Source organism: Chitinophaga sp. YR573 (assembly GCF_900110995.1).
GTDB lineage: Bacteria > Bacteroidota > Bacteroidia > Chitinophagales > Chitinophagaceae > Chitinophaga.
Map to the genome: position 1 here is coordinate 3952733 of NZ_FOJF01000001.1, position 13432 is coordinate 3966164.

The window sequence follows — 13432 nt, forward strand, 5'->3', positions numbered from 1 at the left end:
GGTTTCAAAGCAGCAATAGTATTTACTTCTTATTCTTCAGAAGTATGGTATCGTTCTTCTTCGTATAAGACAGCGATTCGGTCAGGCAAATTGTTTCCATCACATTTTTCAAGGTCTCTTTTTTGAAATTACCTGTATAAGTCCAATATTTTTTATCACTCTGGTTGATGATGGTCACACCGTACATATTCTCTATTCCGGCACGTACTTCTTCAAAGGAAGCGTCTTTGAACAACAGGCTGCCCTGTTGCCAGCCAATCACTTCATCCTGCCGGAAAGTGGTTTTTACGAGTTCCAGTGAGCGGCAGTCGTAGCGTGCCTGTTCGCTGCAAAACAATATTACGGGTGTTTGTTCCTGCCGGGCGGTGACTACTTTCACTTTACCTGTCAGCAAGGCTACAGTAATCTTTTGTTCGCTGCTATAGGCGCGGATGTTAAAAGAAGTACCGAGGGCGGTGGTGCTGGTATTGCCGGCATGTACGGTGAAGGTGCTGCCTGTTTCGGGGGCCACGTTAAAAAAGGCTTCTCCTTCTTCCAGGTAGATATCACGATGACCGTTTGCAAAATGAACGGGATAACGAAGACGGCTGGCAGCGTTGAGAACGATGGTACTGCCATCTTCGAGGGTAATATGTCCGGTATCTCCTTTGGCGATGGTAACGATCATATAGCCATTGGAGATGACGTTATTATTTTTCAGGGCAAGAGGTTGTTCCTGGATGCCCTTATGGATAGCAGGTTTGTTGCGGAGCTGGAGGAACCAGGCGCCGGCAGCGATCAGCATGGCAACTGCGGCCGCCATGTAATACCATGGGCGCAGGGTGCGTGTCTGAGAGCGTTGTATACGTTTGGTCAGTTGCTGTCCGATGTCGTCCAGTTCTGTCTGTAATTCGCTTTCATTGATTTGTGTAGCGTGTTCGGGGTGAATGTCTTCAAACCACTGTTCTATTAAACGGGATTCTTCTGAAGTGCATTTTCCTTGGTTGTAACGCTCTAATATGTTCTTGATCTGTTCTAGCTCCACCGATTTTCAGTTTAGATGTTGTCCTAATGTTGATATTGTCCCAGTTAGATGTCGTCCCTCTTTGTTCGTAGTACTATCAGTTGGAAAAAAAAGTGTACATACTGGCTGCGGTGAGCAGTAGCAGTACAATATCTGGTTTAGCGTGGTTGGTGCGTAATATCTTTAAAGCTTTGGTAATCTGGTTCTTTACGGTTTGCTGTGAAAGGCCCAGGCGTACGGCTATCTGCTCTACCGTTTGATGTTCTACCCGGCTGAGTATAAAGATTTCCTTCATACGTTCGGGCAGGTGGTTGATGGTATCAAACACGTCTTTGGTCCTGGCTTTGGTATCTACCAGTTCCGCGATGCCACCTGGTTGTACGTCGAAATGTTCTATGAGTTGTTGCAGATATTTACGGTAGGTGCTGTTTTTACGGTATATATCGATGATTTTGTGTCTGGCAGACTGGTACAGGTAGGATTTGAGGGATTCGTGTACGCTGAGGGATTGTCTTCTTTCCCATAGAGAGGTGAAGAGGTCCTGGAGTACATCTTTACTGGCTTCACCTGCATCCATTTTACTGAGAATGTACAGGTATAAAGGCTGGCTGTAGCGGGCATAAATGACATTGAATGCCTTCACATTGTCCTGTTGCAGCAGCAATAGTAATTCTTGATCGGTATAATTACTATACATGGAATACAGGGGATTCTAAAGAATTTTGGTTGACAAAAGGGTTTATTACCAGCGGATAGTGCATTATCAGTTGGCCTTTGGTTAATGTTATGTTAACGAAAATTAATGCATTTTAATCAATTACCAAACAATTTACGGGGCTTACTTCTCAAGTAGGGTGTTATATGATGAAGATCAGAGCTTTGGTTTAATTTTGGGGTGCAGGGCGAAGCCCTGCAAAAAACGGCTAATTTTTTTGGTGGAGCGAAGCTCCACCAAAAAAATTACTCTTACGCTTCTTTAAGTCTGAGTTCATTTTTATACTCTTTGGGAGTTTTACCGACTATCTCTTTGAAGAAGCGGTTGAAGTTGGAGAGGTTCTTGAATCCGCAGGAATAGGCTATTTCTGCGATGGACCAGTCTTCTTCGGTCAGGCGTTTGCAGGCGTGGCCGATGCGTACTTCGTTGAGGAACTGTACAAAGGACTTCTTTGTACGGTTTTTAAAGAAGCGGCAGAAGGACTGTGGAGAGAGGTTGGTGATGCTGGCTACGTCATGGAGAGAGATCTCTTTGGAGAAATTGCTCATCACGTATTTGAACACCTCATCTATCTTGTGGTTGTCTTTCGCGTTAAAGGCGTGGGAATAACCTGTACTGGCCAGGTAATGCACGTCTTTGGTTTCCGTGAGAACTTTCAGGATGCCCAGCAGGGAGATGATACGTTCCAGTCCTTCTTTTTTGGGAAGGGTAAGGATTTCATCTTTCAGCAGATCGTAGGTGGGGCCTTCGATCTTCATGCCGCGTTGAGCTCTGTGGAAAAGGTCTGTGAGTGCTTTTGTTTCGGGCAGGCCATAGAATTTATCCCCGAAGATGTCTTTCGGGAAGTAGATAACTACAGAGCGTGCCTTTAGCGCTTCATTGTTCTGATAATAGCTTTCATCGTTATACCACACATGTGGGATATGTGGGCCGAGAAACACCATATCACCTACATCAAAGCTCTCGATGCTGTCGCCAACAATTCGTTTACCATTGCTTTCGGTCACAAAAACCAGTTCACATTCCGGATGGAAGTGGAAAGGTGTATTAAAATAAGGATCACATCGTTCAATGATAGTGATCTGATTGTCGGCAAATGCCCCCACTTTAATAAGAATGGGTTTCATGTATTTATAAGTTTAAGCATCCTATTGCCCCGTCTGGTGGCTCTCGACGGCAGTATACAGCCATTCACGCATGACCCTGGCAGCTGATTAATTGCCGTCAAATATTGATTCTCCCCCCTAACGGAACTTTTCCGGTGAATGTGCCAAATTATCAAAAATCGGTTAAAAAAACATCATTTTTCAATAAATCTCATTTATAAATATGAAAATGGCAGTATTAATTTATTTGGCGCTTTGCTGTTAAGATTATAATTTTCTAATAAATCAAACCAAATCTAAATTTCGTGAAAGGAATATCCATTAAAGATATAGCCCAACAGGCGGGCGTTTCACCTACAACAGTTTCTTTTGTATTAAATGGTAAAGGGAAGGAAAAAAGGATCAGTGAGCAGGTAAGCAAGCGTATAATGAAGATAGCTGCAAAGCTGAAATACAAGCCCAATCAGCTTGCACGCGGTTTACGTACAGGGAAGACCAAAACAATCGGGCTAATTGTAGAAGATATCGCTAATAGTTTTTTTGCCAATGTGGCTAAGGTGGTAGAGGATGAGGCCGATAAATATGGTTATAAGGTATTATTTGGCAGTACGGAGGATAATGAAGAAAAAGCCAAAGGCTTGCTGGAGGTATTGCGTTACCGGCAGGTGGACGGGTATATTATCACGCCTACGCTGAACCTGGATAAGGAAATTGCTTCTTTGCAAAAGCCGGTGGTACTGATGGACCGTTATTTTCCGAATGTGCAGGACTTCAACTATGTGGTAGTGGATAATTTCCAGGGGGCGTATACGGCGGTGAGTCATATGGTGGACCAGGGATATAAGAAGATAGCGATTATCACCACTTCCTCTTCACAGATTCAGATGCAATTGCGTTTGGATGGTTTCGTACAGGCATTACAGGAGCATAATCTTCCCGCAGGTAAGAATATGATCAAACGTTTGGCTTTTGATCTGGACAGACCTGGATTTATACAGGAGATTACGAAGTACCTGCAGCATAATACAGACCTGGATGCGATCTTTTTTGCAACCAACTATCTGGGCATCTGTGGCATTGAGAGCATACGTGCGTTGAAGTTACAGATAGGGAAAGACCTGGGTATGGTAAGTTTTGATGATCATGATATCTTTAGATTACACAGCCCTTCTATCACTTGTGTAGCACAGCCTGTAGAAGAAATCGGCCGCAGGTTAATTCAATTATTGATAGAAGAACTTGATAACAATTCAGTGACAAGAGCACAGGTAGTGTTACCATTGGAACTGCGTAAGAGGGAATCTACGATGATGAGAATAAAGTAAGTTTTTTACCCCGTTATGAACATAGTGTTAATTCGCGTTGCGATGCATAATATATATTTGCGAAGTAAGGAATTTTTTTATAAGTTTGAGAAGAACAGAAATTATTCTGCTTTTATGAAAACTGATGATAACCCGTAGCTGCTATGCCTGAATAATGTGAATCATCTCTGATTTTATCTACAGGAAAATTTTTTGAAGGAATACGAAGTGAAGTATTATCTATAGGGATACTGTGTTTAATCCGAACTCATCCATATAGCAAATAAAATTTAATATATAAAAAGAGTAGTGAAATGAGCTGATGCTTTATTGCTAAATTATAGTAGCATATTGCTGATATGCTAAATTTTATAGCTATTTAAAAGTGCATAAGGCATTCATTATCAATATTTACAACGAAGGTGTTATTGTATTATTAATTCTATTTAGCAGCTTTGAATTGTGTTAAAATTTTGTAAAAAATATTTGTGAAGTAGAAAAACTTTATATAAGTTTGAAGCCACAATGAAGCTAAGGGACAAGGCTGTAGAGAAATAGTGAATGATTTCTTTTTTTTAACAAGAGGATGCTAAAACGTTAAAGTATTGAACGCTTAATGATAAGAGCAGGAATACGGTAGGATTGATAATTAAGCAGGGGAACAATGAAAAGGGTATTTTTTCGTAGCGAACGTTATGCGAACATTAAGAGAATGTAGCATCAACCAAATGGACATTAATAACATTTCAACAATAGAAGTAAACGTAACGTAACAGAACACAATGACCATTAGTTCAAATTAATAATGCTTGATTTCGGTATTCCTATACTTATATGTGTCGACGTCACAGTTAAGTAATAACTAGAATTTTATTGTATGCTGCTTTTTTAAGTGCTATCAGTGATAGTGCATAGCTATTGCCTTGTGTCAACTGTCTAAAATAATACACACTTGTTTATAAAATTTATCCTTATTAAACACACCACAGTTTCAAATTAAAAAAATAAAAATGAAGAGATCGCTTTTCTTATTTGCGGTTCTTTCTGTTTTGTGCATTCAGTTTGCCTGGGCTCAGCAGAAAATAACCATCACGGGCGTTGTAAAAGACTCGAAAGGCTCCGCCCTCCCAGGCGTGAGTGTTTCTGAGAAAGGAACCACTAACGGTACTATGACCGATGGTGCAGGTAGCTTTAAACTTAGCGCCAGTTCTACAGGTACCCTTGTATTTTCATACATCGGATATCTGAAACAGGAAGTTGCAGTAGGCGGTAATACCAGCCTGAATGTATCACTTGCTGATGATCCTAAAGGATTACAGGAAGTAGTGGTGACCGCAATGGGTATTAAAAGAGAGACCCGTGCATTAGGTTACGCTGTAAGTACTGTAACATCTAAAGAACTTACCCAAACAGGTAGCACTAACTTTGCATCTGCTTTATATGGTAAAGCTGCTGGTGTGAAGATTGTTGCTGCTCCGGGTGGTGCTTCTTCAGCTGTTACTGTGCAGATCAGAGGTGTAAACTCTTATAATGGAAGCACTCAGCCTTTGTATGTGGTAGATGGTGTTCCTATCAGGAACTTTAACTCGCTTACACAATCATCCTGGAATACTACCAATAACAGAATTGATGGTAATGGAGCTTTGGATATTAATCCGGAAGACATTGAAAGTCTTTCTGTGTTAAAAGGTGCGAGTGCTACTGCACTGTACGGTTCTGAAGCAGGCAATGGTGTAGTTATAATCACTACAAAGAAAGGTACTAAAGGCGCTCACGGAATAGGTGTAGATGTAAACTACATTTACAATACTGAAAGAGTTGCAAGTACTCCTGATTACCAGGAAACATATGGTCCTGGTTATGATGCGCAGACCAACTTAAGTATCCCTGCTTCTTATGATGGCTGGGTAACTGACGCTGATGGTTCTAAACATCCTTTTTACAGGGCTTATGCGCAGTTTGGTCCTAAGTTTAACGGCCAGGATGTGAAGTACTGGGATGGTACCACTAAAAAATACTCAGCTGTAAAGAATAACTATAAGGATTTCTATGAGAAAGGTTACAATTCTACGTTGAACGTAGCAATGTCTAATGCAAGTGATGCAGGTAACTATCGTTTCTCTTACAGCCGTATTGACTATAAGAGTATCATGCCAGGAAGTAATCTGTATAAGAACAACTTCAACTTCAATGGTACATTGAACCTGAGCAAGAAGATAAGTTTGGATGTTGTGTCTACTTACAATAATAACTTTACTCACAACCGTCCGGAAGCGATGGGTAACCTGTTTGGTTCTTATAATGGTTTTGCAAGCCGTATGGATGATATGGAGACCTATAAAACAAGGTATCAGACTTCAAACGGTTATAAATACGTGACGTATAATAACACCAACTACGATCAGGATCAGAAATTCCTCTACAATATGAGAGCTACTAACCTGCTTGATTATATGTGGAACAACATGCGTAACAGCTATGATGAGACTCAGAACCGTTTTATCAACAGTGTTACTTTAAATGTTAGCATTCTTGATAACCTGCGTTTCAGAGCAAGAGCTGGTGGTGACTTCACCACACTGGGTACTGAAGATAAGGAGCATAATGAAAAACCTTCTTCTTTAGGTTATACAGGAAGATACTGGTTACAGACAAGAGTTAACAATGTAATCTATGGAGATGCGATGGTGGTATATAGTCCTAAAATCACTAACGATCTTGGTATGTCTTTGACTGGTGGTCTTACTGGTCGTAAACAGAATTACAGTTACCAGTCTACTTCAACAAACGGAGGACTTGTAAATGAAAACTGGTTCAGTGTTAGCAACTCTGCTAATACAGTTAGTGCGCAGGCTGTTCGTGCTGAACAGATAGATGTTGCTACATTCGGTATCTTAAACCTGAACTACAAGAGCTTCCTGTATGTAGAAGGTACTGCTCGTTATGAGGCTACTTCTACACTGGCTAAAGGTAATAACACTTATTTTTACCCTTCCTTCAATGCTGGTTTTGTATTCTCTGATGTTGTAAAACTGCCTTCATTTATCAGCTATGGTAAATTAAGAGCATCTTATGGTCTGGTGGGTAATCACCCTTCCATCTATCAGGCTAACGTAGCTTACAACCAGTTTGGTGTTGCTTATAACAGCACTAACATTTTGTATCAGCAGCCTAATAACAATCAATTCGGTAATAATGGTCTGAAGTCTGAGCAGAAAAGAGAATCTGAATTTGGTTTAGAAACTAAATTCCTTGATGGTAAGATAGGACTTGATTTTAGTTACTATAATAACAAAATTAAACGTCAGATCCTGTTTGCTACAACAGCATCATCTACAGGTGCAACATCTGCGATCATGAACGCTGGTACTCTTTCTAACTACGGTTATGAGGCAGCTATCAATGCAACACCAATCAGTGGTAAAGACTTCCGTTGGTCTACACGTTTCAACTTCGCATTGAACAGAAACAAACTGCTTGAACTGAGCGACGGTCTGACCAGCTTAACTGAAAACTTTGAAGGTGGTGGATATGCGATTGCAAGATCTGAAATAGGTGATCCACTGGGTAACATATATGTACATCCAATGACTACAGACACTAAGGGTAACCGTGTAGTTGGTTCAAATGGTCTGTATACAGTAAATACTGCTGACTATAAATTAGTTGGTAACATTATGCCTAAGTTTGTAGGTGGGTTCTCCAATACTTTCACTTACAAGCAATTTGCTCTTGATGTAACATTAGACTACCGTTATGGTGGCGTACTTACCTCTATTCCTACTTATTATCAGCTGGGTGGTGGTATGTTTAAAAGCACCCTTCAGTACAGAGATGCTGCTCATGGTGGTATTGCTTACAACGTAACTGACGAAGCTAATGCTGTTTATGTTGCAGCTGCTGGTGGTTCACGTAATGACGGTTTAATCCTGCCAGGTGTTAAAGCTGACGGAACTACAAATGATAAAGTTGTTTCTGCTGCTAACTACTACCTGAGCAACTACAACTGGAGAGATGGTGATTATTCTGCTGCAGTAATGAAGAACAGTTATATCAAAGTTCGTGAAGTAGCGTTGACTTACAACATGCCTAAGAGCATCGTTGAGAAACTGCACTTCCAGGGACTGCAACTGTCAGTGATCGGACGTAACCTGTTCTATATTTACAAATCATTGCCTTATGGTTTAGATCCTGAAGTAGCTACAGGTTCAAGATGGCTGGATCAGGGTATTGACAATGGTACTGCCGGACCTACAAGAAGCCTGGGTGCTAGTTTGCGCGCACGTTTCTAGTTGATCATTTTCTAAACGATTTTTAAAAAGACAATAATGAAAAGACTTTTGATAAATACAGCCCTCCTCATGTTACTTGTAGGTACTTTCAGTTCCTGTAAGAAAAAGCTGGAGGATGATTATTTGAACCCGGAATTAACTACTACAGGTTCTTTGAGTAAACTGTTCTCTGGTATGTTCATGAATAAAAGGATACATCCTTCATACTGGGATTATTACACTTTTGTGATGCCAACTACTGCTGCTTTCACACAGTTAACAGCATTAGTACCAGGCAACCAGATGTATGTTCCGAATACTTCTTACACAGAAGGTCGCTGGACAGATTTTTACAATGGTAGTGTTGATGCTGGTCAGGATTATAATTACAGTGGTCCTGGTATCCTGAACTCTTACAGGGAAATGCAGACTTCCCTGGGTGCTCTTTCTGCTTCACAGCAACAGCAGCAGCAGGTATTCCTGAAATGTGCTCAGGTGCTGGTTTATGATCAGACCGCACAATTGATTGATCTTTGGGGTGATATTCCTTTCTCCCAGGCTAGTTCCCTGAATGCAGACCGTACCATTAAACCAGCGCCATTTGATGATGCAGCTGCTTTATATGATACATTGATCTCCGGACTGAAAGACCTGAACACATACTTTGATACTGTTACTGTAGTATCATCAGTAAGTTCTGAGCTTACTAAAGCAGATCTTATGTATGCGGGTAACATTTCTTACTGGCAGCGTTATGCTAACTCACTGCGTCTTCGTTTATTAATGAGGATCTCTAATGTGAGTGAATCTAAAGCACAAACTGCAATTACAACAATGCTTTCTGATGCGGCTACTTATCCGATGATTGACGATAACACCGAGAATGCTACCTTTAAAATGAGCCCAACCGCAGTAAGAAGTGATCTGCGTGATGTATTCACTGACTTCGGTTATGCTCCTGATTACCTGCTGAACACTGTAATGGTCGCAAATAGTGATCCACGTACAGCAGTAATATTTGATGCTAATAAAATCAACGGTTACAAAGGTGTTCCTTATAATGTAACTAACACTGAATATGAGGCTGGTGGATATGCTACTTACGACTCTGCTACTTTTTATTACAACTATAACGTTCCAGGTGTAATGTTTACTGCAGCGGAAGTGAGCTTCCTGAAAGCAGAAGCTGGCGAAAGATGGGGTGTTGGAAGTGCACAGACTTCATACGAAACAGGTATCAATCAATCTATAGGATTCTGGTATGGTATTAACCAGTCAAGAATTTTAAGAGATGGAACACCTACACAGTGGCCTGTAGAAACTTCCCCAACTGCTGCTGCGATCACTACTTATCTGGCAATGCCTGCTATTGCATATAGCGGTACTACTACAGAAAAGCTGAACAAGATCTATCTGCAGAAATGGGTAAACTTCAGCGTACTGCAAGCAGGTCAGGCATGGGCTGAATTAAGAAGAACAGATTATCCTGTACTGTCATTCGCAACTGCCGGTAACTCTACTGCATCTGCGCCTCCAGTGCGTTTACTGTACCCTTCTACAGAAAAACTGTACAATACAGCTAACTACAATTCAGTATCTGCAAAAGATACAAGAGATACTAAGATTTTCTGGGACGTGAAGTAATTCACTAAACAGGAATGATATTCCGGGATGGCCCGCCTTTTAGGTGGGCCATCCCTTTTTATATATACCCCATTAACCCCAATTCCCTCATTTCCTTACAAAAAGGTTTAATTTTCAATATGTAAGAAAAATTATATTGTTAATCCGTACATTGTATTGAGCCACTTTCAACCAGAATACTTGTTATGATAAACGCATCGTTATGGCGAAACTATTGATATTAGCGCTGTTTAGCGGGCTGTTCCTAACTCAGTCGCTCAGCGCCCAGCTAATTGCCGGTGCAAAGTTGGCATCGGTGACGAAACTGAAAGACTTTAACGGGAAAACGTTCATGGTAAAGCCCGCAGGGAAATCAGTTGCATATATATTCCTGTCCACAGAGTGCCCTTTATGCAAAAACTATGCACCTGTACTGCAGGCCATGCAGCAAAAACACCCGGAAATTCAGTTCTATGGCATCATTAGTGGCGTTACCTTCCTGAGAAGTGAGGTGGCTGCCTTTACCAGGGATTACGGTATTACGTTCCCGGTACTGATGGACCCGGCCAAACACATTTCCAATTCACTGAATGCTACTGTTACACCGGAAGTAATCCTGATGGGATACAATGGCAAAGAATATTACAGGGGATTGATAGACGACTGGGTGGTAGGACTGGGGAAAACAAGGAAGGTGGCTACGAAAAAGTATCTTGAGCAGGCCATCAGCAGTGTGGAGACAGGAGGGGAACCCCTGGCAGCCACTACACCGGTTGGGTGCCTGATCAGCAATTTTTGATAGATAGAAAATGAGAGGCATTATTGCTGTTGCACTATTATTTATTTCTATAACAACGAATGCACAGCGTATCACCTGGTACCAGCATATCGCTCCAATTATACACAGTAACTGTTCTCCCTGTCACCGTGAGGGTGATGCTGCTCCGTTTCCATTAATTACCTATGAGGAAGTAGCTAAAAGAGCGTCCTTTATTAAAAAAGTGACGCAGAGCCGGTACATGCCACCCTGGAAACCAGATACGCATTACACCGCCTTTTCCAATGAAAGGAAACTGACAGATGAACAGATCGCAATGATCGCCGACTGGGCAGATCATAACATGCCTAAAGGCAAAGCTGTAGAAGAAGATATTCCATTTGTAAAAGGCACACATTACAGCCGTAAACCGGATATGGTGCTGACCATGAAAGAACCCTTTATTATTAAAGGGGATAACATGGAACGCTTTATCGTATATAAAATCCCTTTTGAACTGCCGGATTCTATGAACGTGGAAGCGATCGAGTTTACGTCCAGCAATAAGAAAGTTGTCCATCATGCTAATTATGAAATAGATGATGTACCTGACCTGGATCTCTACAATACAATTGATTATATCAATCTTACGGAAGGCTCCCGTCAGACTTATGAACAGTATGTACCCTACCGGAAAAAAATGATTTACTACGGGGGCTGGATACCCGGTACTTCCTATGAATCCTATCCTGCCAATATAGGCTGGAAAATGCCTAAGCGGGGAGTAATGTTACTGACATTACATTATGCGCCTATAGGCAGGGAAGAAGAGAATATCAGCGGGGTACAGTTGTTTTTTACAAAGACACCAGTAAAAAGGCAGATCATGGCCGTATCATTTGGTTCAGGCGGAGTAGGAGAGAAGGATATTGATCCGTATTTTTTTATACCGGCGGATGTAATAAAGAGTTTTAAATTAAAAGTAACAGCGCCGGAAGATCAGTCAATATTGTACGTATGGCCACATATGCATTACCTCGGAAAAGTATTCAAAGCATATGGGGTAGCACCTTCCGGAGATACGATTCCGCTGGTATCTATAAAGGACTGGGATTTTAAATGGCAGGAACCTTACTGGTTTCCCACGCTGAAGAAAATTCCCAAAGGGACGGTGATTACCGTGGAAGGAACATATGATAATACGATCAATAATCTTTCCAATCCCAACATTCCACCACGACTTATTTATTCCAGCGGAGATATGAAAACGACAGACGAAATGCTGACACTGGTGATGGTGTATATGCCATATGAAAAAGGAGATGAAAAGATAATGATCAAGTGAAATACATTATTGCAATATTATTGCTGTTCACGTATACAGCAAAGGCACAGAAGATTACGTGGTATCAGCATATAGCACCGCTGATACATAACAACTGCACCCCCTGTCACAGGGAAGGAGAGTCTGCGCCCTTTCCGCTTGTTACATATGATGATGTGGCAAAGAGAGCTGCGTTTATTAAAAAGGTAACGCAGAGCCATTATATGCCACCCTGGAAGGCAGATCCGCATTATTCAACCTTTGCCAATGAAAGGAAATTATCCGAAGAACAGATTGCGATGATCGCCGACTGGGCAGATCATAAAATGCCTAAAGGTACTGCTACTGCTAAAGATGAAAATCCTTATATAACAGGTACACGCTATAACCGTAAACCGGACCTGGTACTCTCTATGAAAGAGAGTTTTCACCTGCCGGGAGATAATACAGAAAAGTTCATCGTGTATAAAATCCCTTTTGAACTACCGGATTCTATGAACGTGGAAGCAATTGAATTTACTTCCAATAACAGGAAGGTAATTCATCATGCCAATTATGAAGTAGATAATGTACCGGAACTGGATTTATATAACACGCCCGCCTATGTGAATAATACAGCATCTCACCTCGACTATTACGAACAATATGTAAAGTACCGGCAGAACATGGTGTACTTTGGAGGATGGATTCCCGGTAGTTCTTATGAATCTTATCCTGCTAATATCGGATGGGTAATGCCCAGGCGTGGAGTGGTTTTATTAACGGTGCATTATGCGCCTTTAGGCAAGGACGAAGACATCATCAGCGGGGTACAGTTCTTCTTTACCAAAACACCCGTTAAAAGGGTTATTAAAGCGGTTTCTTTAGGTTCCGGTGGGATAGGAGAGAAACAGATCGATCCTTATTTTTATATACCGCCTGATGTGGTGAAAAGCTTTAAAGTAAAAATAGCTACACCTACTGATCAGTCTTTGCTATATGTATGGCCACACATGCATTACCTGGGTAAGATCTTTAAAGCATATGGGGTAACGCCTGCCGGAGATACGATTAAACTGGTATCTATTCCCGACTGGAGCTTTAACTGGCAGGAGATTTACTGGTTTCCAAAACTGATGAAGATACCGGCAGGAACGGTCGTGAATATAGAAGGTACGTATGATAATACAGCAGATAACCCTTCTAATCCTTCTTCCCCGCCAGCAATAGTGTATGGAGCGATGAAGACAAAAGATGAAATGATGACATTGGTGATAGTGTCTTTGCCTTATGAAAAAGGAGATGAGGAGATAAGTACTAAATAAAAAAGCTCCATCAGGAGCTCTTTTA

General features: G+C 41.3%; 9 protein-coding genes. 6 read left to right on the forward strand and 3 right to left on the reverse strand.

The window, feature by feature from the left end:
* Nucleotides 1–22 precede the first annotated feature (22 nt).
* From BMW86_RS16665 to BMW86_RS16675, 3 genes are all read right to left on the reverse strand, one after another.
* Nucleotides 23–1024, reverse strand: coding sequence for a FecR family protein (locus BMW86_RS16665; RefSeq protein WP_089782857.1), 1002 nt, complete (start codon nt 1022–1024; stop codon nt 23–25).
* Nucleotides 1025–1100: 76 nt separating this feature from the next.
* Nucleotides 1101–1700 carry an RNA polymerase sigma factor gene (locus BMW86_RS16670; RefSeq protein ID WP_089782858.1) on the reverse strand — a complete coding sequence of 200 codons (600 nt, stop codon included), beginning with the start codon at nt 1698–1700 and terminating at the stop codon, nt 1101–1103.
* Nucleotides 1701–1969: 269 nt separating this feature from the next.
* The gene (locus tag BMW86_RS16675) at nt 1970–2845 is read right to left on the reverse strand and encodes an AraC family transcriptional regulator (RefSeq protein ID WP_089782859.1); all 876 of its coding nucleotides are present in this window, start codon (nt 2843–2845) and stop codon (nt 1970–1972) included.
* Between the two features lie 284 nt (nt 2846–3129).
* On the opposite strand from BMW86_RS16675, the gene BMW86_RS16680 reads away from it, so the two are divergent.
* The 6 genes from BMW86_RS16680 to BMW86_RS16705 all read left to right on the forward strand — a co-directional run bounded on the left by BMW86_RS16680 (nt 3130) and on the right by BMW86_RS16705 (nt 13407).
* Nucleotides 3130–4149: a LacI family DNA-binding transcriptional regulator gene (locus tag BMW86_RS16680; RefSeq protein ID WP_089782860.1), complete on the forward strand. Its 1020-nt coding sequence runs from the start codon at nt 3130–3132 to the stop codon at nt 4147–4149.
* 989 nt (nt 4150–5138) lie between these two features.
* Entirely contained in the window at nt 5139–8420 is a 3282-nt protein-coding gene (locus BMW86_RS16685; protein ID WP_218149155.1) for a SusC/RagA family TonB-linked outer membrane protein, read from the forward strand.
* 36 nt (nt 8421–8456) lie between these two features.
* Nucleotides 8457–10043, forward strand: coding sequence for a SusD/RagB family nutrient-binding outer membrane lipoprotein (locus tag BMW86_RS16690; protein WP_089782862.1), 1587 nt, complete (start codon nt 8457–8459; stop codon nt 10041–10043).
* 202 nt (nt 10044–10245) lie between these two features.
* Nucleotides 10246–10821, forward strand: a complete 576-nt coding sequence (locus tag BMW86_RS16695; RefSeq protein WP_089782863.1) for a redoxin domain-containing protein — start codon at nt 10246–10248, stop codon at nt 10819–10821.
* A 10-nt stretch (nt 10822–10831) separates the two neighbouring features.
* Nucleotides 10832–12124 (forward strand): calcium-binding protein, encoded by a 1293-nt coding sequence (locus BMW86_RS16700; protein WP_089782864.1) that lies wholly within the window; start codon nt 10832–10834, stop codon nt 12122–12124.
* On the forward strand, nt 12121–13407 hold the full coding sequence (locus tag BMW86_RS16705; RefSeq protein ID WP_255372935.1) for a c-type cytochrome: 1287 nt from the start codon (nt 12121–12123) through the stop codon (nt 13405–13407). The genes BMW86_RS16700 and BMW86_RS16705 overlap by 4 nt, the downstream gene beginning before the upstream one ends.
* Nucleotides 13408–13432: the final 25 nt, after the last annotated feature.

Coding starts and splice junctions, on each gene's coding strand:
- BMW86_RS16695 (WP_089782863.1), top strand. CDS start 10,246: ATGGCGAAACTATTGATATTAGCGCTGTTTAGCGGGCTGTTCCTAACT.
- BMW86_RS16675 (WP_089782859.1), bottom strand. CDS start 2,845: ATGAAACCCATTCTTATTAAAGTGGGGGCATTTGCCGACAATCAGATC.
- BMW86_RS16700 (WP_089782864.1), top strand. CDS start 10,832: ATGAGAGGCATTATTGCTGTTGCACTATTATTTATTTCTATAACAACG.
- BMW86_RS16670 (WP_089782858.1), bottom strand. CDS start 1,700: ATGTATAGTAATTATACCGATCAAGAATTACTATTGCTGCTGCAACAG.
- BMW86_RS16685 (WP_218149155.1), top strand. CDS start 5,139: ATGAAGAGATCGCTTTTCTTATTTGCGGTTCTTTCTGTTTTGTGCATT.
- BMW86_RS16690 (WP_089782862.1), top strand. CDS start 8,457: ATGAAAAGACTTTTGATAAATACAGCCCTCCTCATGTTACTTGTAGGT.